The 23,669-nt window shown below is 45.1% G+C and carries 18 protein-coding genes; 9 read left to right on the forward strand and 9 right to left on the reverse strand.

Annotation, left to right across the window (positions count from 1 at the left end; translation table 11 throughout):
- Positions 1–28: 28 nt before the first annotated feature.
- Positions 29–559: an AAA family ATPase gene (locus tag A142_RS02510; RefSeq protein ID WP_019826495.1), complete on the forward strand. Its 531-nt coding sequence runs from the start codon at positions 29–31 to the stop codon at positions 557–559.
- A 183-nt stretch (positions 560–742) separates the two neighbouring features.
- On the opposite strand, the gene typA is transcribed toward A142_RS02510, so the two are convergent.
- Complete coding sequence (gene typA, locus A142_RS02515) at positions 743–2,578, reverse strand: translational GTPase TypA (RefSeq protein ID WP_017059220.1); 1,836 nt, start codon at positions 2,576–2,578, stop codon at positions 743–745.
- Positions 2,579–3,140: 562 nt separating this feature from the next.
- On the opposite strand from typA, the gene glnA reads away from it, so the two are divergent.
- The 5 genes from glnA (at position 3,141) to A142_RS02540 (ending at position 10,801) form a co-directional block, all read left to right on the forward strand.
- Complete coding sequence (gene glnA / locus A142_RS02520) at positions 3,141–4,550, forward strand: glutamate--ammonia ligase (protein ID WP_019826498.1); 1,410 nt, start codon at positions 3,141–3,143, stop codon at positions 4,548–4,550.
- Between the two features lie 226 nt (positions 4,551–4,776).
- Positions 4,777–5,340, forward strand: coding sequence for a DUF4124 domain-containing protein (locus A142_RS02525; RefSeq protein WP_019826499.1), 564 nt, complete (start codon positions 4,777–4,779; stop codon positions 5,338–5,340).
- A 168-nt stretch (positions 5,341–5,508) separates the two neighbouring features.
- The gene (gene glnL, locus A142_RS02530; RefSeq protein WP_019826501.1) at positions 5,509–6,585 is read left to right on the forward strand and encodes a nitrogen regulation protein NR(II); all 1,077 of its coding nucleotides are present in this window, start codon (positions 5,509–5,511) and stop codon (positions 6,583–6,585) included.
- A gap of 121 nt (positions 6,586–6,706) precedes the next feature.
- Positions 6,707–8,110, forward strand: a complete 1,404-nt coding sequence (gene glnG, locus A142_RS02535) for a nitrogen regulation protein NR(I) (protein WP_017059224.1) — start codon at positions 6,707–6,709, stop codon at positions 8,108–8,110.
- Between the two features lie 108 nt (positions 8,111–8,218).
- Positions 8,219–10,801 (forward strand): bifunctional diguanylate cyclase/phosphodiesterase, encoded by a 2,583-nt coding sequence (locus A142_RS02540; RefSeq protein WP_019826504.1) that lies wholly within the window; start codon positions 8,219–8,221, stop codon positions 10,799–10,801.
- An 83-nt stretch (positions 10,802–10,884) separates the two neighbouring features.
- On the opposite strand, the gene hemN is transcribed toward A142_RS02540, so the two are convergent.
- The 5 genes from hemN to A142_RS02565 all read right to left on the reverse strand — a co-directional run bounded on the left by hemN (position 10,885) and on the right by A142_RS02565 (position 15,425).
- Positions 10,885–12,276 carry an oxygen-independent coproporphyrinogen III oxidase gene (gene hemN, locus A142_RS02545; RefSeq protein ID WP_019826506.1) on the reverse strand — a complete coding sequence of 464 codons (1,392 nt, stop codon included), beginning with the start codon at positions 12,274–12,276 and terminating at the stop codon, positions 10,885–10,887.
- 283 nt (positions 12,277–12,559) lie between these two features.
- On the reverse strand, positions 12,560–13,048 hold the full coding sequence (locus tag A142_RS02550) for a DUF2489 domain-containing protein (RefSeq protein WP_019826508.1): 489 nt from the start codon (positions 13,046–13,048) through the stop codon (positions 12,560–12,562).
- Positions 13,049–13,054: 6 nt separating this feature from the next.
- Positions 13,055–13,612, reverse strand: coding sequence for a Der GTPase-activating protein YihI (gene yihI / locus A142_RS02555; protein ID WP_017060163.1), 558 nt, complete (start codon positions 13,610–13,612; stop codon positions 13,055–13,057).
- The gene (locus A142_RS02560) at positions 13,612–14,250 is read right to left on the reverse strand and encodes a class I SAM-dependent methyltransferase (RefSeq protein ID WP_019826511.1); all 639 of its coding nucleotides are present in this window, start codon (positions 14,248–14,250) and stop codon (positions 13,612–13,614) included. The genes yihI and A142_RS02560 overlap by 1 nt, the downstream gene beginning before the upstream one ends.
- Positions 14,251–14,807: 557 nt before the next feature.
- The gene (locus A142_RS02565) at positions 14,808–15,425 is read right to left on the reverse strand and encodes a c-type cytochrome (protein ID WP_012602993.1); all 618 of its coding nucleotides are present in this window, start codon (positions 15,423–15,425) and stop codon (positions 14,808–14,810) included.
- Positions 15,426–15,573: 148 nt separating this feature from the next.
- Here A142_RS02565 and yihA point away from each other — a divergent pair, with 148 nt between their 5' ends.
- Both yihA and A142_RS02575 read left to right on the forward strand, forming a co-directional pair.
- A complete protein-coding gene (gene yihA, locus A142_RS02570; RefSeq protein ID WP_019826517.1) occupies positions 15,574–16,233 on the forward strand; it encodes a ribosome biogenesis GTP-binding protein YihA/YsxC in 660 nt (219 codons plus the stop codon).
- 218 nt (positions 16,234–16,451) lie between these two features.
- A complete protein-coding gene (locus tag A142_RS02575) occupies positions 16,452–17,051 on the forward strand; it encodes a GTP-binding protein (protein ID WP_019826518.1) in 600 nt (199 codons plus the stop codon).
- Positions 17,052–17,558: 507 nt separating this feature from the next.
- Here the strand turns inward: A142_RS02575 and polA are convergent.
- From polA to hemB, 3 genes are all read right to left on the reverse strand, one after another.
- Positions 17,559–20,357, reverse strand: a complete 2,799-nt coding sequence (polA, locus tag A142_RS02580) for a DNA polymerase I (RefSeq protein WP_019826520.1) — start codon at positions 20,355–20,357, stop codon at positions 17,559–17,561.
- A 679-nt stretch (positions 20,358–21,036) separates the two neighbouring features.
- Positions 21,037–21,471, reverse strand: a complete 435-nt coding sequence (locus A142_RS02585; protein ID WP_019826522.1) for a GNAT family N-acetyltransferase — start codon at positions 21,469–21,471, stop codon at positions 21,037–21,039.
- Positions 21,472–21,546: 75 nt separating this feature from the next.
- Positions 21,547–22,590, reverse strand: coding sequence for a porphobilinogen synthase (gene hemB / locus A142_RS02590; RefSeq protein ID WP_017060158.1), 1,044 nt, complete (start codon positions 22,588–22,590; stop codon positions 21,547–21,549).
- Between the two features lie 208 nt (positions 22,591–22,798).
- Between hemB and A142_RS02595 the strand changes: the two genes are divergently transcribed.
- Entirely contained in the window at positions 22,799–23,560 is a 762-nt protein-coding gene (locus tag A142_RS02595) for a TatD family hydrolase (RefSeq protein ID WP_019826526.1), read from the forward strand.
- The last annotated feature ends 109 nt before the right edge of the window (positions 23,561–23,669 follow it).

Raw genomic sequence — 23,669 nt, forward strand, 5'->3', positions numbered from 1 at the left:
CCGTAGGCACAAATAAAGATAAGCTCGTATGAACCCAATCATTATTACTGGCGGCCCTGGCGCCGGAAAAACCAAATTGATCAATGCCTTGGGCGATGCGGGTTATCCTACCTTCGCTGAGTCCTCTCGCCAGTTAATCGAACAGCAGAGCCAACTTGAGAACGGTATATTACCTTGGTTAGACCTTCCGGGGTTTGCTCGCCTATGTTTAACCGTCATGAGCGAACAAAAAGACCAAGCCAGTCAGCATCCAGTCGCCTTTCTCGATCGCGCCATTCCAGATATCTGTGGTTACTTAACTCAGGCTAATCTAGAGATAGATGCGACCTATCTAGAAGCAAGCCAAGGTTATCACTCACAAGCCTTGTTCTGTCGCCCTGAAGCTTCAATTTATGTACAAGATGATGTGAGACCTTATCCGTTTGAGGAGGCGCTAGAGATTCACCACGCGTTAGTAACAGTCTATCAAGAACTTGGTTATGAGGTTGTTGAAGTGCCGTTTATGTCGGTCGCTGAACGAGTGCAGTTCGTTGAAAGTCACCTAGGAATCAAAAACTAGATTCCAGATATCTCGCCCCTCGATTCTGGAATGACGATTCGATGAGTAGATATGGAACACGCTCTTCGTATCTCGAATCTAAACAAACTAAAAAACAAAAGCCCCGAGCAGCTAGGCTACTCGGGGCTTTCTTACTTATTCTAAAACGTATTGCTTGTTAGCTAGAAGCTAGTCAGCTGGCAATTAAGCCTTAGCTGGACGTGCTGCACGCTTGCGTTCGTTTTCAGTAAGAAGCTTCTTACGGATACGAATGCTTACAGGCGTTACTTCTACTAGTTCGTCTTCGTCGATGAACTCAAGAGCTTGCTCTAGAGTGTGACGGATAGGTGGCGAAAGAACCTGTGCTTCATCAGTACCAGATGCACGAACGTTCGTTAGCTGCTTACCTTTCAGACAGTTTACTGTTAGGTCGTTTGAACGGTTATGAATACCGATGATTTGACCTTCGTATACTTCGTCTGCGTGCTCAGCAAATAGACGACCACGTTCTTGTAGGTTGAATAGTGCGTAAGTCAGAGCTTTACCAGTTGCGTTCGAGATTAGAACACCGTTGTTACGTTGACCGATTACGCCGCCTTTGTGAGGACCGTAGTGATCAAATGAGTGGTAAAGAAGACCAGAACCAGACGTTAGAGTTAGGAACTCAGTTTGGAAACCGATAAGACCACGAGAAGGCATCATGAAGTCCATGCGAACACGGCCTTTGCCATCTGGAGACATATCAGTTAGCTCACCTTTACGTAGACCGATGTTTTCCATGATGCCACCTTGGTGCTCTTCAAGCACGTCGATAGTCACAGTTTCAAACGGTTCAGTTAGGTTGCCATCTTCGTCTTTCTTGATGATAACTTCTGGACGAGATACAGCTAGCTCGAAGCCTTCACGACGCATGTTTTCGATCAGGATAGATAGGTGAAGCTCACCACGACCTGAAACACGGAAACGATCTGGGTTATCAGTTTCTTCAACACGTAGTGCAACGTTGTGTACTAGTTCTTTCTCTAGACGCTCAAGGATGTTACGAGAAGTAACGAACTTACCTTCTTTACCCGCGAACGGAGAAGTGTTTACTTGGAACGTCATTGTTACTGTTGGTTCATCAACAGAAAGCGGAGTCATTGCTTCAACATTGTTTACGTCACAGATAGTGTCTGAAATTTTCAGCTCACCAAGACCAGTGATTGCAATGATGTCGCCAGCGTTAGCTTGCTCAACTTCGTGACGGTCAAGACCTAGGTAACCAAGAACTGTACCTACTTTACCGTTACGTTTTTTGCCTTCTGCATTTACGATAGTTACTTGTTGGTTTGGTTTAACAGAACCACGAGTAACACGAGCAACACCGATAACACCCACGTAAGAGCTGTAATCAAGTTGCGAAATTTGCATTTGTAGTGGACCGTCAAGGTCAACTGCAGGCGCGTCTACTGTATCAACAACAGCTTGGAACAATGGTTCCATGTTCTCGCCAGTTTCGCCTTCAGTCATTGTTGCCCAACCGTTTAGAGCTGAAGCGTAAACAACTGTGAAGTCTAGTTGCTCATCAGTAGCACCTAGGTTGTCGAAAAGGTCGAATACTTGATCCATAACCCAATCAGGACGAGCGCCTGGGCGGTCAATCTTGTTGATTACAACGATTGGCTTAAGACCGTGTGCGAATGCTTTTTGCGTTACGAAACGAGTTTGAGGCATTGGGCCGTCAACTGCGTCAACGATAAGCAGAACAGAGTCAACCATAGACATGATACGCTCAACTTCACCACCGAAGTCCGCGTGTCCCGGAGTATCTACGATGTTGATGCGGTAATCATTCCAGTTGATTGCTGTGTTCTTAGCAAGGATTGTAATTCCACGCTCTTTTTCGATGTCATTCGAATCCATGACACGCTCTTCAGCTTCACCACGAGACTCAAGAGTGCCTGACTGTTGTAGCAGTTTATCAACCAAAGTCGTTTTACCGTGGTCAACGTGCGCGATGATCGCGATATTTCTTAACTTATCAATCTGTGGAGTAGACATGGATTCTCGATTCACTCATAAAAGTAGCCGTCACTTATCTCAAAAGTTTGGATAATAACCGCTAGCTTGATTTAAAAAACGGTCAATAATATACCAGATTCTAGACAAAAACCCAGAAATATGTGATCTGAACCAAGGCTTTTTTCTTTATTAGCGATTCATATCCGCTTAACTTTGATTCAGTACAGTGTTGAGCAGCCAAATTCGTAGGACTCTAAAAAAGTATCACCTGCGAGTGGCGAGCCAAATCTCCCGCAAAATAACAAAAGTGGATTGACAACTTAGGCAATTCATTGATGAATGGTGCTCGCTTATGTCTCATATTGGTGCACAGAAAAACGGTTGCACCAACAAGGTGCATCTAGAGATCATTTTGGTGCAAAAACCAGATTAAGTAAAATCGCAAAACAAGTAAATCATTGAAATTAATGGAATAATTTTTTTGGCACGTTTTTGGCTATAGATAAATCAGCATCGATTAATGCACTTATAGACATTAATCAATGCTAGTTTCAACCGAATCGAGCTAATACCGAATTAATAACACTGGAGGTTATCCAAGATGTCAGTAGAAAATGTACTATCCCTGATCCAAGAGAACGAAGTTAAATTTATCGACTTACGTTTTACTGATACAAAAGGTAAAGAGCAGCATATCTCTATTCCTTCTCACCAAGTTGATGCAGACTTCTTCGAAGAAGGCAAAATGTTTGACGGCTCTTCAGTAGCTGGTTGGAAAGGCATTAACGAATCTGACATGGTAATGATGCCAGACGCAGCATCTGCTGTACTGGACCCATTCACAGAAGACGCAACGCTAAACATCCGTTGTGACATCCTTGAGCCTGCAACAATGCAAGGCTACGACCGTGACCCACGTTCTATCGCTAAACGTTCTGAAGAGTACCTACGTTCTACAGGTATCGCAGACACAGTTCTAGTTGGTCCAGAGCCAGAATTCTTCCTATTTGATGACGTTAAGTTCTCAAACGACATGTCCGGTTCTTTCTTCAAGATTGATGACGTAGAAGCAGCTTGGAACACAGGTTCTGACATCGAAGGCGGTAACAAAGGTCACCGTCCTGGCGTTAAAGGCGGTTACTTCCCAGTAGCTCCAGTAGATTCATCTCAAGACATCCGTTCAGCAATGTGTCTAGTAATGGAAGAGATGGGCCTAGTTGTTGAAGCTCACCACCACGAAGTAGCAACTGCGGGTCAAAACGAAATCGCAACTCGCTTCAACACGCTAACAGCGAAAGCTGATGAAACTCAAATCTACAAGTACGTTGTACACAACGTTGCTCACGCATTTGGTAAAACAGCGACATTCATGCCTAAGCCACTAGTTGGTGATAACGGTTCTGGTATGCACGTTCACCAATCTCTAGCAAAAGACGGCGTTAACCTGTTTGCTGGTGATAAGTACGGCGGCCTATCTGAAATGGCTCTTTACTACATCGGTGGTGTAATCAAGCACGCTCGTGCAATCAACGCGTTTGCTAACCCATCAACTAACTCGTACAAGCGTCTTGTACCTGGTTTCGAAGCACCTGTAATGCTTGCTTACTCAGCACGTAACCGTTCTGCTTCTATCCGTATCCCAGTAGTACCAAGCCCTAAAGCACGTCGTATCGAGCTACGTTTTGGTGACCCAGCAGCTAACCCATACCTATGCTACTCAGCAATGCTTATGGCTGGCCTTGACGGTATCAAGAACAAGATTCACCCAGGCGAAGCTATGGATAAAGATCTATACGACCTTCCTGCAGAAGAAGCAGCTGAAATCCCAACAGTTGCAGAATCTCTACAAGAAGCTCTAGCAGCGCTTAGCGAAGACCGTGAGTTCCTAACAGCTGGCGGCGTATTCTCTGACGATTTCATCGATTCTTACATCACTCTGAAATCTGACGACGTACAACGCGTGAACATGGCTACACACCCACTTGAGTTTGAACTGTACTACTCAGTTTAATCTCCTGTAGAGATAAGCTATTTCTTACTGCAACCTTGTAAGAATCGCTGACTAAATATTAGGCTCGCCTCGCAGGCGGGCCTTTTTTATATTCTCCCGACGCTCCCCTCCTCGTAACATACCTTAGACAAAAGCCCTCAGAGGCTGTCGCGCTAAATTCAAAAAAACCGATAACAAAACCAACGCCAAACGTGAAATCACCTAGCGGTGAAAAGAGGCTAAAGATATGAAAAACATACTGTTCCTGATCGGGTTAACAGTCACGCTCTCGTGCTCTGCTCAAACGGTGTATACCTGGGTAGATGAAGATGGCGTGCTCCACTTTAGTGATAACCCTAGTGCTCAAGATGCCGAGGCTCTTCGCCTGCCAGATGTGCAAGCTTCAGCACCCGCCCCTAAATTTGAGGCCTCGACTCCGGTTGACGCCGCTGCTTCCTCTACAACTAAAACGCCAACTAAAACCCAGGCAGAAACCGAAACCACAGAGCGCGAGGTTCCCACTCAATTAGCCCTCACCATGCTGACTCCAGTTCATGATCAAACCATTCGTAGCAACCGCGGCTTAATCCCGATTCAGATAGAGCTCAACCGAAAACTTGGTATTGGGGAGCAATTACAATTGATGCTTGATGGCCGTCGTTATGGCGCCCCACAGACCCAACCTATTTGGGAATTAAAAGGTATTGCTCGAGGTACTCACACCATTGCAATTCAAGCACATAGAAGCGGCAAGCTTATTGCATCTACTAGTCCAGTCACCGTGTATTTACATCGAGCGACGCTCAAGTAGGCCAATGTGTTAAAAGAGGCCAAATAACCTCTACTTTTCACCTAATCGAAGCAGCTTTCAGCGACTCTAATGAATTATCTTTAGCTTCTGGTTGATATGCGCCATACTTGAACTTAGCTACGCACCAATTTGGTGCAGCAAGGAAAACACCAGTTCAAGGACGAAATAGTGAATCGATCAGCCAAAAGCGACAGCATAGATACACATCATCTTTCCAGCGCCATTCTCGACAATATGGTGACTTCGACATTGATGCTCGATGAGCAACTGTATGTCCGATACGCCAATCCGGCGGCTGAGCAGCTCTTTTCACAGAGCGCACGACGCATCGTTGATCATCCACTGAGCCAACTTATCCAACACGCTTCACTTGATTTGGCACTTCTGACTCAACCGCTACAAAGTGGCCAGAGCATTACCGACAGTGACGTTACCTTCGTTGTTGATAACCGCCCACTGATGCTTGAAGTCACGGTTAGCCCTATATCTTGGCAGCGAGAGACGCTGTTATTGGTTGAGATGCGCAAGATAGACCAGCAAAGACGCCTTAGCCAAGAGCTCAACCAACACGCACAACAACAAGCGGCTAAGTTGCTGGTGCGCGGATTAGCACATGAGATCAAGAACCCATTAGGTGGCTTAAGAGGTGCGGCGCAGTTACTTGGGAAAATGCTTCCTGATCAGTCTCTTAATGAATATACACAGATCATTATTGAGCAAGCCGACCGCCTAAGAGCATTGGTCGACCGCCTGCTTGGCCCTCAGAAGCCGGGGACTAAATCAGAAGAGAACCTTCATCAGATACTTGAGAAAGTAAGGCAGCTCGTAGAGCTCGAATCGGGTTCAACGCTCGCCATCGAAAGGGATTACGACCCTAGCTTGCCGGACATCTTGATGGATTCGGCACAGGTTGAACAAGCGATGCTCAATATCGTGAGCAACGCGGCACAGATTCTAAAGACTCAGGATTCTGGAAAAATCACCATTCGCACCAGAACGGTGCATCAAGCAAATATTCACGGGCAGCGACACAAACTCGCGGCTCGTATTGAGATTAGCGATAACGGTCCGGGCATCCCCGATGATTTAAAAGATACCTTGTTTTACCCAATGGTCAGCGGACGAGAAGGTGGAACAGGGCTGGGGCTATCGATTTCTCAAAACCTGATCGATCAACACAATGGGAAAATTGATGTTGAAAGCTGGCCAGGCAACACCACATTCACGATTTACCTACCGATTTAGGTCACAAGAACCTCGTGATTGGACAGCGAGATGAAAGGCTTAACTCGGTAACACAAAGATTAAGACATCATAAAAACAACAATGATTATCACAATAGATTTGGCTGCAAAGGAATTGAATTATGAGTAAGGGATACGTTTGGGTCGTCGATGACGACAGCTCTATCCGCTGGGTAGTAGAGAAAACACTTTCATCTGCGGATATAAAGTGCGAAACATTTGCTGATGCTGAGAGCGTGTTACTTGCGCTTGAACGAGAAACGCCAGACGTTTTGGTGTCTGATATTCGCATGCCCGGCATTGATGGGATTGAGCTGTTACACCAAGTTCACCAGCGCTCTCCCGACCTGCCCGTGATCATTATGACCGCGCACTCAGACCTTGATGCGGCGGTGAATGCTTATCAAAAAGGCGCCTTTGAATATCTACCAAAGCCGTTCGATATTGATGAGACACTGACTCTAGTCGAACGAGCAATCGCACACAGCCAAGAACAGAAGCGCGAGCAAGCCAGTGAAGTTGCTGAAGACACCAACGCACCAGAAATCATCGGTGAAGCACCGGCAATGCAGGAGGTTTTCCGAGCGATTGGCCGTTTGTCTCGTTCATCCATTTCGGTTCTTATTAATGGTGAATCTGGTACTGGTAAAGAATTGGTCGCTCACGCTCTGCATCGTCACAGCCCAAGAGCTAAGAAGCCCTTCATTGCCTTGAACATGGCAGCAATCCCCAAAGATCTGATCGAGTCTGAACTGTTTGGCCACGAAAAAGGTGCCTTTACCGGTGCTAACAGCGTTCGCCAAGGACGCTTTGAACAAGCCAACGGCGGCACGCTTTTTCTTGATGAAATCGGCGACATGCCACTCGATATTCAGACTCGCTTGCTACGTGTACTTTCTGATGGCCAATTTTATCGTGTGGGTGGACACTCTGCGGTTAAGGTTGACGTTCGTATCGTTGCCGCAACCCACCAAGATCTTGAGCGCTTAGTGCATGAAGGCGACTTCCGTGAAGACCTTTTCCACCGACTCAACGTTATCCGAATCCATATCCCGGCACTTCGCGAACGTAAACAAGACATTGAAAAGCTGACTCATCACTTCCTAGCATCCGCCGCCGAAGAGCTCGGTGTTGAAGTGAAGACACTGCATCCTGAGACCATTTTGAAGCTCAACCAGCTCAATTGGCCGGGTAACGTGCGTCAGCTTGAAAACATTTGTCGTTGGCTTACCGTGATGGCCAGCGGCAGCGAAATTCTTCCTTCAGACCTGCCACCAGAGCTGCTAGAAGAAAAAGTGGTGACCACCTCAGGAACTGGAGATAACTGGCAACAACTGCTCGCTAATTGGGCAAAGTGTGCGCTTGATTCAGGAGAAAAAGAGCTGCTAACTTATGCTCTGCCAGAATTTGAACGTATACTGCTAGAAGCTGCACTCCACCACACTAATGGTCATAAACAGGATGCAGCTAAGGTTTTGGGATGGGGAAGAAACACCCTAACTCGTAAGCTCAAAGAACTGTACTAGACCTTATATGATTCTCGATGCAGCTACTTTTTAACCAAAAAAGTGTCGCTTGGTTTGAATAGTGTCGGTACAATTACAGTACACTATTCACCAAAGTTGTAGCTAAAGATGTCTTTGAAAACACAAATTACTTTGAGAACCGCAGTGGTTCTGCCATTCGTGATGATTTTTCTGTTCACTATGGGTGTTATGGTTTTCACTCAAAAGCTAAGCTACAAAGAGATGGTGAGTGATGTTAGTGCACGCCAGCTAACATCACTAACTGACAATGTTCATCAAAGCCTGTCTAATTTTTTAGAAAAGCCATTTCACGCCAACCTCTCGCTCAGCCATAACATCGGCTACCACCATCTTTATCAAGCCGGCAATCTTAGTAAGGTCCAAGACTATATTTTTTATACGTTTTCAGACCATTACACTGCTGTACCTCAACTCGATGCGATCGGCTTTGGTTCTGAAGATGGTAACTACGTAGGTTTCCGCAAAGAAGCCAACAAAGGCTACACCTTGATGGTGCAAGACGAACGCACCAATGATCAGCTGGTCATTTACCGTGGCAGCAAAATTAGTGAAGACATTCGATCGGTGATTTCAGGTTACGATCCTAGAATCCGTCCTTGGTACACTCCCATTGCGACACAGAAAAAACCGTTATGGTCACCAATTTATGCCAATGCTGACGAACGTCAAGAAATCACCTTATCTGCTCTCGCGCCTATCTATGATGATAATGAATTCAAAGCCGTCGTCGTCAGCGACATCAAAATCAATACCTTCAATGCGTTTCTCAGAAAGCTCAAAGATAGAACGGATGCCTCTGTTTACATCATCGATAAGCAGAAACGCTTGGTCGCGCACTCAGGCGGAGGCAGTGTCGTTTCATGGGGCACAGGACAAACCAACAAAGGGCAACGCAAACTGGCAACAGAGAGTGCTAACCCAGTCATACGTGAGAGTGCTAGCTACGTAGAGCAATTCCACCTAATCGAGAATTTGGGCGAGCAGCGCTTTAGCTTTAGCCTAGACAACGAACGCTACTTCAACCAAATCACCCCATACGAAGATGAGCACGGGCTCACGTGGTTTATTGGGGTGTCGATCCCTGAAAGCAATCTGCTCGGTGAATTGCCAGAAAATCAAAGAAACAGTTGGTTGCTTGGGCTAGCACTGAGCTGCATTGGGGTCATTGCAGGATTAATTGCCTTTAATCGCGCAACCCAACCCATCACCTCGACAGCGGATGCGGCAAAACGCCTTGCTAAGGGCGATTGGGACGCGAGCATGCCCAAAACAGGGCATATATATGAAACCAGCATGTTGGTCGAGTCATTCAATGAAATGACCAACAACTTAAAGGCTTCGTTTCATGCATTACAGTCTCAACTTACCTATGACTCATTAACCAAGCTATACAGTCGTGAAGGCTTTATTGACGCTGCCAAGAAACACCCCGACAACGAAAAAGGCACACTGTATTTGATTGGTATTGATCGCTTCCGAGACATCAATGACAGCCTAGGTCATTACAATGGCGACCAGCTGCTTATTATTGCTGCCGCTCGTTTAAGAGGCACACTGCCATCCGAATACCTATTGGCTCGCACTGGTGGTGATGAGTTTGCCATCTACGCGCCAAACGTAACGCAAAGCGATGATGTTCAGCTGCTGACTAACCGCTTACTTCAAACCTTCGCTTCCCCATTTTCAATGGAATCGGAAAGCGTGGTGATTAAGGTATCGATGGGGATAGTGAATGTCTCGAATCTTCACGACATTACACTCCTGCTACGCAGCAGCAGCATTGCATTGAGCAATGCGAAACAAGACAAAACCAGTGTCAGTATTTATAGCCCTGAAATGGGCAAAGCATCAAGACATCGAACCAAGATGCTGGCGCGGATGAATCGAGCGATTGAGCTTCAGCAGTTCGAACCGTTTTACCAGCCTATTATTGATCTGGAATCTGGCTCGACCATAGGAGCTGAAGCTTTAGCTCGCTGGATAACCGATGCAGGAATGATCTCGCCACTCGAGTTCATTCCTCTCGCGGAAGAGAGCGGGCTCATTTACGATATCGGAAAACAAATTCTGCATAAGTCCTGTCGAGATACAGCCATCGCGATTGAGTCAGGAAAATGGAGCAAGGACTTCTCTATTCACGTCAACCTGTCGGTCGTTCAGCTAAGCGAAAGTGGCTTTGTGGAACAAGTAAAAGGCACGTTGCGAGACACAAATCTGCCAGCAAGCAACCTGACACTAGAGATCACCGAATCACGCATCGTCGACAACGACCCGACCATCATCGATAACATGCTGACTCTAAAAGCACTAGGGATATCAATTGCGATTGATGACTTTGGTACCGGCTATTCGTCATTGGCTTACTTACACAAACTGCCATTCGACTGCCTTAAGATCGACCGCAGCTTTGTCAGCAAACTTGATAAAGAGAACCTAGATAGCTCCATCGTCGCGGCCATCGTTAACATCACTAAGGGCTTCAAAGTAAGCTTGGTGGCAGAGGGCGTTGAAACACAACAACAGGCTGAACTTCTCAAGCAGCTGCAGTGCCCGCTTGCTCAAGGCTTCTTATACAGTCGCCCAGTTCCGTTTGACCAATGGCCTACCGACCTCAGTAACACTAATCAAAGTGCCAAGGTCAAGCAAAATACCAAAGAGAGCCTCACCTAAATCAGGCAGAAATCGAATAAGTCAGATACAAAAGTGCCAGCATGATGCTGGCATTTTTTATGTTTCTATTCTCAATCGAGCGATTAGATCACGCGAGAGAACTGCTGTTGGCGAGCCTTGGCACGTAGGTATTTGTCAAAACACATACAGATATTACGAATCAACAAGCGACCACGCAGAGTCACGCGGATTTCTTTGTCGTCGACTTCAACCAACTCATCGTTGATGAAGGTTTGCAGCAGCCCTAAATCTTCTTTGAAGTAACGATTAAAGTTAACCGAGAACTCAGATTCAATCATCGTTTTATCAAGCTTAAAGTTACAGATAAGCTGCTTAATCACTTCACGACGTAGAAGGTCGTCACTGTCTAGAGCAACGCCTTTCCAAAGTGCATGACGCAGGTCGTTAACTTGTGCGTAGTACTTCTTCAGCTCTTTCTGGTTTTGAGCGTAAGCATCACCGACCATAGAGATAGCAGAAACACCGAAGCCAATTAGGTCAGCTTCACCTTGGGTGGTGTAGCCTTGGAAATTACGATGCAAAATGCCTTCACGCTGTGCTACTGCTAGCTCGTCTTCAGGTAGAGCAAAGTGGTCCATACCGATGAACTGGTAACCCGCTCCCGTTAGCGTCTCGATGGTATCTTGCAAGATAGCCATTTTCTCTTTCGCTTCAGGTAGATCTTCGTCTTTAATCTTACGCTGCGCCGCAAACAGCTGAGGCATGTGTGCGTAGTTAAATACCGATAAACGACCTGGTTTCATCTCTAGCACTTGCTTCAATGTTTCAGCGAACAAAGCTTGAGTCTGCTTTGGTAGGCCGTAGATCAAATCAAGGTTGGTTGAACGGAAGCCTAGCTCTTTCGCACGCTGAACCATCGCAATGATGAACTCTTCATCTTGCTCACGGTTAACCAGCTTCTGTACTTCTTTATTGAAGTCTTGAACACCAATACTCAGGCGGTTAAAGCCTTCGCTACGTAGGTGGTCGAGTACGTCTAACTCAATCTCACGCGGGTCAACTTCGATACTGATTTCAGCGTCAGCGGTGAAGTTAAACTCATCACGTAGAATCATCATCAAGCGAGTGATTTGTGTCTTGGTCAAGAACGTTGGCGTACCACCACCGAAGTGCAATTGCGTCACTTCACGGCCATTCAATAGAGAGGCGCGTTGGCGGATTTCATGTTCAATCACATCAAGGTACTCATCCGCTTTATGCGAGTGACGAGTAATGACTTTATTACAACCACAGTAGTAACAAAGCTTGTGGCAGAACGGGATATGCACGTAAAGAGAGAGTGGACGCTCAGGATATTGAGTACACGCCATGTCGTAATCAGCGACGGTAAACGCTTCATGAAACTCCAACGCAGTTGGGTATGAGGTGTAACGAGGTCCCGAATAGTTGTACTTGTTTAAGATCTCTTGATCCCAAACGATTTGCTGATTCGTTGTTACTGGCTTGCTCGACATAGCGGTATTTCCAATTTAGATCCGCGAGAACCTAAGGTCTCTCAAATCATTTTACATACATTAAAATATAGACGGGTTATTTTGCCACACGACCTATAAGGTCGTTCCAAGACAAAATCAATTTTTTAGACAAAAACTCAGAACTGCTAGCTTGATCACTAACAAAGCGTCGGGATTAACGAGACGCAAAAGGTAAGAAGGCTCATTTAACACTATCTCTAAAGATAAGGTGTCTCAAGAACACCCTGTATTAAACAAGCCTCTAGTTTAAAAGTCTTAGCGACTAGATCATCTGAATGTTGATTTGGTTGTTGAGAGGTTTAACCTTCTCTTGCAACCTTTTCAGATCTTCAATGACCGCATCATTCAAGCGAGTCTCTGCCTTGTGGCGCGTGAGATTCTGCTGCATGCGTTCTTTCTTCGTCAGTTCCTGTCTTGCCTCTCCGCGAGCCATATCTTTTACGATATGGTACAGCTCAGAAAGAGCAGGATACTCAGAATCAAAATCGACACGCTCATCACCCTGAACATTATCCATAATGATACACACTCGGATACTGATCTCAGGCAAGTCACATTGCCCTTGAATGCCCGCTAAGCACAGAGTATTTACGTTGTCGTAAATCGTCGCGTTACGTTTTTCAATGGCTAGTGCTTGATGCTGCTTTTGCAACTCCGTCTGCTTCTTCACTTGAAGTAGAAGGTAACCTGCGTAAGAGCCCAAGCCGAGAATGATAATTCCACCAGCAATTGCTAATAAGGTTACGTTCATTGGCTATTAACCTTTAAAGCTGTCTAAATCGAAATCTTCGAATTGAGATAGCAAGTCTTCATCAGAGCTCGCTTTCTTCTTAGATGCAACCGGTGCTTCTTCGAAGATCTCTTCTTCATCGTCTTCTGGCTCTAGTAGACCTAAGCGGCCCATTAGGTGTTCGATACGATCAAGTTTCTCATCAACAAACTTCTGTAGACCCGCACCTAGGTTTTCACCATTTTCGATACGATCTAGCAGTGTGTTCAGTTGAGCATCATTCTCAAGCATCTCTAACTCTTGTTCGTTAGATAGCTTGCGCTCTTGTTTAGTCGGCTTCTTCGCTGGTTCAACGATCAGCGGGATTTTTTTCTTGCTGCCTAAACGTGGATCACGAGCTTGTGCAGCTTTACGCTGTTTTGCTTCGCTACCATCTGAGTGGCGGCTGCCAGACTTAAGGCCTTTACGTTTTTTAACACGCTTACGTTCACGACCTTCAACATCAGATTCACTACGGTTACGAGTAACCATAGGTTCCGGAGCGCCAAGTGCTCCCGGTTTTCTTGATTTCTTACTACGACCCATTACTGCACTTTCCTCAGTAAAATTACATCATTTCCAAAAAATTCTAGTTCGAGCTTATCCCGCTCTGCCAAAAACTGGAATGTTTGACGACTAAAGAAGACGACATGTGTCGGGTCATTCTTGTAGTGCCAACCAGCAAACGCGTCTACGTCTATTACTAGTTTAGTCATAAGACCAATCCAGCCCTTGGGTTTAACTAAATTCAACCATTGCTGCCACACTTTGTCTGGGTGATAAAGATGCTCTATCACCTCCGTGGCAGTCATAAAGTCATACGTTTTTTCCAACACAGAGGGTTCTGGGTGGTAATAGATATCGTACAACTCCATGGTGTGTCCGGCTTCTTCTAACATAATAGATAGCGTAGGGCCTGGGCCACAACCAAAATCCAACCCTTGTGAGTTAGATGAAATTTTGTCTGTTAGTGGATCCGCGATGCGAGATAAAAAGCGGCGATAGCCTGCATCACTAGGATCGTTCTCATGGAGATCATAGTGTGCTTTTTCTTCTTTTGCTTCTAACCTTTGTTCAGGTTTAACAAATACCAGTTCACATTGCTGACACTGCAGATAGGCTCTGCGTTTGTCTTCAAAATAGTGATTCACGCCTTGGTGATGGCATAAGGGACAAGTATACATAGCACATCCTTAAACAGGGATGCGAAACATACCAGAAACTGAGTTTATAGTGGAGAGGTATTGGGTGTTTTTTCATCAAATCAATAAAAAAAGCGATAGGAAAACCTATCGCTCTCTAAATCTGCCTATATCGGCCAAAATTTGCATACTCAACTTGGTACACAAATCTCCATTTGTTATTGGTGCTTTCCATGCCAAATTTGTTTGTTGTTCATCGTCCTGATGAGTTTTGGCTATCCTTTTCTAACACCTTGTTGCTGGGCTGTCCTAGCCTGATCCATTTCTGTCTATACCGTTAGACTAGATGATCATCCATATCTAAGTCAGCTCCTAGCTGATGGCGGTTACTTTACCGTGTTACAAAAAGACTACAAGAGTGCGACTTCACACTTTTGTACACAAATCGATCACACATTGATAAATCAGACATAAACACAAAATGCATTAATAAAACCAATACAAAAGAAAACGCCCCGACCATGACAGATCGGGGCGTCTCTTCAATCTCGCTCGAACGTACATTCCTTTACTCTGGCTAAGAGCAAGAAACCGACAAATTAGTGTAAACCACCAACGTACTTCGATAAGGTATCAATATCAGCGTCTGTTAACTTTTTAGCTACATCACGCATCATCGCATTCATGTCGTTATTACGGTCACCATCGCGGAATTTTTCAAGTTGAGCCTTGATGTAATCTGCGTGCTGACCTGAAATCTTAGGGAAACCAGAAAGTTCGGTACCATTACCACGTGGGCCATGACAAGCAATACACGCCGTTACGCCGCGTTCTGCGTTACCAGCAGTGTAAAGAACCTTACCTTCATCTACTACATTTTCAGGAGTAGAGTTACTAGAGATAGGTAGAGAGGCGTAGTATGCCGCTAGGTCAGCCATATCTTCTTCAGATAAAGGCATCGCCATTGCACCCATTACAGGTTCGTAACGACCTTGCTTACCACCACTTGTCATACCTAGCTTAAGCTCTTTTAACTGCTTCTCTAGATACTTCTCATGTTGACCGGCCAGCTTAGGGTACTGAGTGATCAGACTGTTGCCGTCAGCACCGTGGCAGGCAACACATGTTTGTGATTTGGCTTTACCAGCTTCAATACTACCTTGAGCCCATACTGAGCAGCTGGCTAAAAGACTCAAAATTAGCGCTAATTTCTTCATGACATTCCATTATAATTATCAAGCTTCCAGTACCACTCTATGTTGCCACTCATGGTACAATAGGCGACCTTATGCCGAGCACGGTTATTTTACACAAATTCACAAAAAAGTAATCAATCGACTACACAAAGTCGAGATGGAGTTAACAGTGAGCGTAAAAATTCATTATCAAAACACGCATTTCATTACCAGTGCACCTGATATTCGTCATTTACCAGAAGACGAAGGGATCGAAATTGCGTTTGCAGGACGCTCCAATGCTGGTAAATCTAGCGCGCTAAATCGCGTTACAAACCAAAAAAGCTTGGCGAAAACCAGTAAAACACCCGGTCGAACTCAGCTAATCAACCTATTTAAGGTAACGGACGGTTGTCATATCGTCGATTTACCTGGATATGGCTTTGCTCAAGTACCACTTGAGATGAAGAAAAAATGGCAGAAGTCGCTAGGTGAATACCTACAACGACGTGAAAGCCTGAAAGGTTTAGTGGTATTGATGGATATCCGTCACCCAATGAAAGACCTTGACCAACAAATGATCTACTGGGCTATCGATAGCCGTATCCCAGTGCAGGTTTTGTTAACAAAAGCAGACAAACTGAAAAGTGGTGCGCGTAAAGCACAGCTACTGAAAATCCGTAACGATGCAAAATCTTTCGGTGGTGATGTGGCGGTTGATGTCTTCTCTTCTATGAAGGGCATCGGCGTTGACCAACTGCGTGCCAAGATGGATGAGTGGTTTGCTCCAGCGTTTGCTGATCAAATCCTTGATGAGTTAGCGGACGAAGAGCATAACGACTCAGAGTAATTCCTCTACTTATCGCTATAGGTTAGAGCACTTACAACAGGTGATTTAGCCTTATCAATGCCCCTCCTTATATAGGTGGGGTATTTTTTTGCCCAAAAATTAGTGAGTTAAGCCTAAGTTTTTAGTGTTAAAGATCGGATTTAGCCACTAAAACCAATAGAAGTGAACCATACTAAAAGACACATCTAAATAATCAGAACAATGAGAAAGGAATACTCATGTGGAAAACACCATTGGCCATCATTGCACTTATGTTGGTCTCACTGACAGGGTTTGCCTCTGAAGCAGAACAAGAACAAGCCCCACTGATCAATGTCGATATGACATTAGACCTAGATGGCATGGAAAAGTACGCCCAAGATGCGAGTGAGTCTCTTGAGGTGATATCGCAATCTTTGCAGGCGATAGTCAACAACCCCAATCTAAGCGACGACCAGCAACAAGCCCTCAATCAAACCATTGAAAGCATCAATAAGCTTGCGAGCTCCACCAAGACATCCCTCAATCAACTGCCACAGGCCTTAGACCAATCTCGACTCGCCTTTAAACAAACCAGCCAAGTGCTGTTGGATGACATTCAGACCAAGATCATCATTACGCTGGCGGCCGTTATCTGTGTGATTATTATCGCTTTGACCGCTATCTATCTGCTTATCCTGAAACCCATGCAGCAAACCTTGGTAAAAGCGACCAACAATATCTCTTCGATGGCGCAATCCATCCAGATCACCGCCGAAGCACTGAAATATAGCACCGAGAAACAACAGAAAATCATGGATTACATTGAGCATTCACCGACTCAATACACTGATAAATAAGGCGTGAGTCATCAATCCTTTATCGATAACTTGTAAAATAAAAGTTATTTCAAGTGATAAAACAATCGACTTAGAGACGGATTTAAATTACCAAACGCTGATCGAATTCCAGATCTAAGGCAAATCAGGGGTTTATCACTGTGCTTGAGAAAGTGTAATAAAAGGCGCTAAAAATAAGAGGTTTTACGGGGGAATGGTAGGTTGGAAATATTTTTCTTTCGCACAAGAAAAAACGCCCCAGTCAAATACTGACTGGGGCGGCTGAATCAGCCTAATCCAATAACGTGAAACAAAAGGTCTGAAAGATAGAACATCTTACCTCTGTACCCTACGAGATTTAATGTACAACAATTGCTCAGAAATGAAAACAACTTTTGTAGTTTTTTTTCATGAATGTTTTATTAAAACACCTGAATTCTTATTACGACTTAACTTTATTTGAGACAAAAAAAAGCCAGTGTTTGTGCACTGGCTCATACTAATTTGCTTATTAAGGTCAAAAACTGATTAGTGGGCTTGATCCCAGTTGTCACCGTGGCCAGCTTCCGCGACAAGCGGCACTTCTAGCTCTGCAGCAGATTCCATCAATTCTTGTACTTTACTTTCAATTTCGGCTAAAGATGACTCTTCCACTTCAAACACCAATTCATCGTGTACCTGCATAAGCAGTTTCACACGACCATCGCCTTCCGCTTGAATCCACTCATCCACCAACAACATCGCTTTCTTAATGATGTCTGCCGCGGTGCCTTGCATTGGCGCGTTGATCGCCGCGCGTTCAGCTGCTTTACGACGCATGCCATTACGAGATTGAATCTCAGGAAGGTGCAGACGACGACCGTAAATGGTTTCAACGAAGCCTTGCTCTGAAGCTGCACTGCGCGTGTCTTCCATATACTGCATTACGCCAGGGTAACGCTCGAAGTAAGTATCCATGTAGTGTTGTGCTTCACCACGAGGAATACCCAGTTGCTTAGCCAAGCCAAAGGCACTCATGCCGTAGATAAGACCGAAGTTAACGGCTTTAGCACGACGACGTTGTTCAGTGGTCACACTCTCAATATCAACACCAATGATCTCAGCCGCCGTTGCCGCGTGGATATCTTTGCCTTGTTGGAATGCTTCCAGAAGCGCTTTATCACCCGAAAGGTGCGCCATGATACGCAATTCAATTTGAGAGTAATCGACCGCCAGAATCTTCCAGCCATGTTGTGCAACGAATGCTTGGCGGATACGACGGCCTTCTTCATTACGAATTGGGATGTTCTGTAGGTTTGGATCTGTTGAAGACAAACGACCCGTTGCTGTCACCGCTTGGTGATAAGACGTATGAACACGACCCGTTTCAGCGTTGATCATCTTCGGTAGTTTATCTGTGTACGTCGACTTCAGCTTCGCAAGACCACGATACTCAATGATCAGCTTAGGTAGCGGGTAATCAAGAGCCAACTCTTGCAGCACTTCTTCATTGGTTGAAGGCGCACCTGATGGCGTTTTCTTGATAACTGGCAGACCCATTTTCTCAAACAGGATCGCTTGCAGCTGTTTTGGCGAGTTCATGTTGAACTCTTGCTCTGCAATCTCGTAAGCTTTCTGCTCTAACTCATCCAGACGAACCGCAATCTCTTGCGATTGAGCGCCTAGCAGCATGTCATCGATGAATACGCCAGTACGTTCAATGCGAGACATTACAGGGATCAGTGGTACTTCGATTTCTTCATAGATGGCTTTTAGCTTTTCATCTTGTTCAATGTTTTCCATCAAACGGTTATGAAGACGTAAAGTCACGTCAGCATCTTCTGCTGCGTATGGAGACGCTTCACCCAGCTCAATCTGGTTGAAAGTAAGCTGTTTCTTACCTTTACCTGCGATTTGCTCAAATGAGATGCAGCTGTGCTGTAGGAAACGTAGCGCTAGGCTGTCCATATCGTGCTTACCACCTACGCTGTTGAAAACGTAAGATGCCAACATGGTGTCGTGCTTAATGCCTTTCATCTCGATACCGTAGCGCGCTAAAACGCTCATATCGTACTTAAGGTTCTGACCGACCTTAGCTTGTGCGTCATCTTCAAGAATCGGCTTAAGCTGTTCAAGTACCCAATCACGATCCAGCTGTTGCGGTGCATCTAGGTAGTCATGGGCAACCGGTACGTAAGCAGCTACGCCTTCTTCAGTCGCGAATGACAGGCCAACGAGGTTCGCCATCATGTAATCTAGGTTGTCTGTCTCAGTATCGAAAGCAAACACTTCAGCCGCTTTCAGTTTCTCTAGCCAAACATTGAATGACGCTTCATCGAGGATAGTTTCGTAGTTGCTGCGATCAATCGTCACGGCAGAGGTGTTCATTTCTACGGTAGAAGTGGTTGATGCCGTATTGCTACGCACTGCGCCCGACTTTTCATCCGCCTCAACCACACCACTGCCACCTTCAAGTAGCTCGTTCAACCAAGACTTGAAGACCAGTTGACCGTATAGTTTAATCAGCTCATCCGTGTTTGGTTGTGCTTTTACAAGCGACTCCGGTGTCTCTTCTAACTCGACGTCCAGTTTAATCGTTGCAAGCTCGTAAGACATCTCAGCGTTGTCTTTATTATCAATCAGCTTCTTAGCCATGGTTTTTGAACCACGGAAGCCAAGAGCGGCAATATCATCCAGGTTTTGATACAGCTTTTCGATGCTACCAATGCCTTGCAGCAGAGCAGTCGCTGTCTTGTCACCGACACCCGGAACACCTGGGATGTTATCGACTTTATCGCCCATCAGCGCAAGGTAGTCGATAATCAACTCTGGCGGAATGCCAAATTTCTCAATCACGCCTTCACGATCCATTACCACGTTGGTCATGGTGTTGATCAGAGTAACGTTGTCATCGACAAGCTGGGCCATATCTTTATCGCCAGTACTAATAAGCACAGGCATACCCATCGCAGAAGCTTGAGAAGCAAGCGTACCGATCACGTCATCCGCTTCAACGCCGGGAATAGAGATAAGTGGCAAACCCATTGCACGAATCACATTGTGCAAAGGCTCAATCTGGCAACGAAGATCATCAGGCATAGGTGGACGATTTGCCTTGTACTCTGGGTACATGTCATCACGGAACGTCTTTCCTTTCGCATCAAAAATTACCGCAATACGATCAGAAGCAAATTGACGCATCATGCTGCGCAGCATGTTAACTACACCGTAAACAGCGTTAGTTGGGATATCACCATTGCTCATTGTGCCAGGGTAAGCATGGAACGCGCGATATAGGTAAGAAGAGCCATCGATCAGAATCAATGGATTATCAGGAATACGAGCCATAATGTTTGTGTATCCAGTAAGTACAGAAATTATCTGTTAAGAATGCCACGTCTGTTGGTTGGATTCCACGTTGTCGATCTGTATCCGTTCACTCGGTTGTGTTCGTTATAATCGATTTGTTGTTATTTTTTGTTCTTAGACGCAAGCGTTCTGTGGATAACTCTGTTTATATTATTTATCCACCCTGTTGAGAACTAAGGTGAACAACTCAGAAAACACCAATAAATAATTGAAAATAAAGAATAATTTTACAGATCGAACAGGTGATCAACGATCTTTTCTCGATCTTGCGTTGTGGAAAAGAATGCTGATGGCGTTTTATTCATAAAAATACGTGCCACTAAATATGCATCTTGTTGAAATGGTAGGTATAAAAAAAGCGACACCCGAAGATGTCGCCTAGCAAAAACCGGTAAAGCCATTCAAATTGAATACCACAGCTTTACCTAAAAGCTATAAATTACACTGGAAGCAATGTGAGCAATGTCGTGTCAAAAAGAACTTAGTACAAGTTCGCGAGAATTCTGTTGGGTAACCAAGTAGATACTTGAGTACTTAACATCCTTGTGAACATTTCCTCATTCCCTAAGACGAAGTTAATAATAATGATTCTCATTTAATAGTCAACACTTAAATGATAATAAATCTCATTTAATTTATAAGCCGTTAACAACAGTGCTTAAATTTGCTTCAAAAAATGGATTCTATGGTCATTAATGTCTTCTTTTTCTTCAAATTTTTCGATTAGGTAACCGTTTCTCAATAACAGGCGCAACATTGCAGGGAACTGGTTACGAGACTTAACCTTTAACTGCTTGTAACCCTGCTCTTTAACCCACTGTTCTTGAGCGTCTAATTGCACCTGTGCAACGCCTTTATTCCTCGCGAGCGGTGACACGCCACCAAACCAGCTGTAAAAAGTATCTTGCTCCAACTCATAGCCGATCTTAAAGCCAAGCAACACGCCAGCTTCTTCAACCACTAAGATAAGGTTCTTTTTCCCTGCCAGTCGCTCTGATAGAGAAGCGACACTCTCTTTTTTAGCGAACTCAGAGATCTGCTCAACCACAGACACCACTTCTTCTAAAGAACCTTCACGTACGACAACTGACATCTTATTCATCCTTATAAACGAAAGGGCTGGCACAATGGCCAACCCTTTACTGATCACTTAAGTGAACTCTACCGATTACTTTTCTTTTAAGTGCTCTGCGGCTTGTGCATTGTCTTCTGCAAGCCATTCAGCCACATCTTTAGCGAAGTAAGTAAGAATGCCATCAGCACCAGCGCGCTTAAAGCACAGCAGTGATTCCATGACGGTTTCACGCTCTTTAAGCCAACCGTTTTGGATCGCTGCTTTGTGCATCGCATACTCACCAGACACTTGGTAGGCAAATGTCGGCGCTTGAAGTTCATGCTTCACACGGCGCACGATATCTAGGTAAGGCATGCCAGGCTTAACCATCACCATGTCGGCACCTTCGTTAAGGTCCATAGCGACTTCGTGAATGGCTTCATCACTGTTTGCAGGATCCATCTGGTAGTTCTTCTTGTTACCACCTTTCAGGTTCGAAGCACTGCCGACGGCATCGCGGAATGGACCGTAGTAGCACGATGCGTATTTCGCGGAGTACGCCATAATTTGAGTATGAATATGACCTGCTTCTTCTAACGCTTCACGGATCTTACCAATGCGACCATCCATCATATCTGACGGTGCAACCACGTCAGCACCTGCTTCAGCGTGTGATAATGCTTGCTTGATCAACACTTCAGTCGTCTCGTCATTCATCACGTAACCATCTTCATCGATGATGCCGTCTTGGCCGTGAGTGGTGAACGGGTCTAGTGCTACGTCAGTAATAACGCCAATGTTTGGCACATGCTCTTTTAGTAAACGTACAGCGCGCTGCACCAAACCTTCTGAGTTATGAGCTTCAGCTGCGCATAAACTTTTAGCGTCTTGGTTCACGACTGGAAATAGAGCAATCGCAGGAACACCCAGTTTTGACAGGTAATCTGCTTCCTCGAGCATGTAATCGATCGACAAGCGTTCAACACCTGGCATTGACTCGACAGGCTCGCGGCGGTCTTTACCCATTAGGATAAACATTGGGTAGATTAGATCATCCACAGACAATTGATTTTCTGCCATTAGGCGACGGCTAAAGTCGTGCTTACGCATACGGCGCATACGGCGACCTGGGAATTGACCTTGAATTGAAACAGACACTAGATTCTCCTTGCCTAGTCTAAGTACCGAAATACTTAGATATGAAAAGTGCTAAATACAGGCAAAAGCATATCACTGATGGCTCAGGACGCTAGCAGTAAAATATAAAACCCACTCAAAAACAGGGAGAAATGGCAAAAAATGACCTTCTCCTCACACTGCCGTATACTCATGGCAACTCAGTAAAGACCGCATTCAGGACAAAACAATGATCGACACCCATGCTCATATTTACGCTAGCGAATTCGATGAAGACCGTGAACAAGTGGTGCATCGCGCAAAAGCTCAAGGTATTGATACCATTCTATTACCGAACATCGATTTAGAATCTATCGAGCCAATGTTAGCGACGGAAGCTCAGTTTCCTGATGTGTGCCGTTCAATGATGGGCTTACACCCTTGTTATGTGGATGCGAATATCGAGCAAACCCTGAAAACCATTCGAGCTTGGTTTGATAAGCATGACTTTATCGCCGTGGGTGAGATTGGTATCGACTTGTACTGGGATAAAACCTTCAAGGCTGAACAAGAGATGGCCTTCGTGACCCAACTGCAGTGGGCAAAAGAGCTCGATCTACCTGTGGTGATCCACACTCGTGATTCTATTGAAGAGACACTTGCCCTACTTCGAACAGAACAAGATGGCAGCTTACGCGGAGTGTTCCACTGTTTTGGTAGCAGCTTAGAGGAAGCTCAAGCAATCAATGCGTTAGGTTTTCACTTAGGTTTAGGCGGTGTTTCGACCTTTAAGAACTCAGGGATGGACAAGGTAATCCCACATCTTGATATGGATTACGTCATTCTAGAGACAGATTGCCCATACTTGGCACCAACACCGAATCGCGGTAAACGCAATGAGCCAGCCTATACAGAATTGGTGGCAAAACGCATCGCCGAATTGCGCGGAATTACCCTTGAAGAAGTCGAAAACATAACCAACACCAATGCTAAATCATTGTTTAATTTATGATAAATCTATTAATAAGTAATTATTACGGATTTGCCCTGAATTTATTTGAGAAAGCTAAGTGATATGTATAGTATCAACCACCTGCATATGGAGGTAGTTGATTATGTGT

The organism is Vibrio splendidus 12E03 (assembly GCF_000272105.2).
Classification (GTDB): domain Bacteria; phylum Pseudomonadota; class Gammaproteobacteria; order Enterobacterales; family Vibrionaceae; genus Vibrio; species Vibrio splendidus_I.

Excerpts from the sequence above, each read along its gene's own strand:
- A142_RS02510 (WP_019826495.1), top strand. The coding sequence starts at position 29 with ATGAACCCAATCATTATTACTGGCGGCCCTGGCGCCGGAAAAACCAAA.
- typA (WP_017059220.1), bottom strand. The coding sequence starts at position 2,578 with ATGTCTACTCCACAGATTGATAAGTTAAGAAATATCGCGATCATCGCG.
- glnA (WP_019826498.1), top strand. The coding sequence starts at position 3,141 with ATGTCAGTAGAAAATGTACTATCCCTGATCCAAGAGAACGAAGTTAAA.
- A142_RS02525 (WP_019826499.1), top strand. The coding sequence starts at position 4,777 with ATGAAAAACATACTGTTCCTGATCGGGTTAACAGTCACGCTCTCGTGC.
- glnG (WP_017059224.1), top strand. The coding sequence starts at position 6,707 with ATGAGTAAGGGATACGTTTGGGTCGTCGATGACGACAGCTCTATCCGC.
- A142_RS02540 (WP_019826504.1), top strand. The coding sequence starts at position 8,219 with ATGTCTTTGAAAACACAAATTACTTTGAGAACCGCAGTGGTTCTGCCA.
- hemN (WP_019826506.1), bottom strand. The coding sequence starts at position 12,276 with ATGTCGAGCAAGCCAGTAACAACGAATCAGCAAATCGTTTGGGATCAA.
- A142_RS02550 (WP_019826508.1), bottom strand. The coding sequence starts at position 13,048 with ATGAACGTAACCTTATTAGCAATTGCTGGTGGAATTATCATTCTCGGC.
- yihI (WP_017060163.1), bottom strand. The coding sequence starts at position 13,612 with ATGGGTCGTAGTAAGAAATCAAGAAAACCGGGAGCACTTGGCGCTCCG.
- A142_RS02560 (WP_019826511.1), bottom strand. The coding sequence starts at position 14,250 with ATGTATACTTGTCCCTTATGCCATCACCAAGGCGTGAATCACTATTTT.
- A142_RS02565 (WP_012602993.1), bottom strand. The coding sequence starts at position 15,425 with ATGAAGAAATTAGCGCTAATTTTGAGTCTTTTAGCCAGCTGCTCAGTA.
- A142_RS02575 (WP_019826518.1), top strand. The coding sequence starts at position 16,452 with ATGTGGAAAACACCATTGGCCATCATTGCACTTATGTTGGTCTCACTG.
- polA (WP_019826520.1), bottom strand. The coding sequence starts at position 20,357 with ATGGCTCGTATTCCTGATAATCCATTGATTCTGATCGATGGCTCTTCT.
- A142_RS02585 (WP_019826522.1), bottom strand. The coding sequence starts at position 21,471 with ATGTCAGTTGTCGTACGTGAAGGTTCTTTAGAAGAAGTGGTGTCTGTG.
- A142_RS02595 (WP_019826526.1), top strand. The coding sequence starts at position 22,799 with ATGATCGACACCCATGCTCATATTTACGCTAGCGAATTCGATGAAGAC.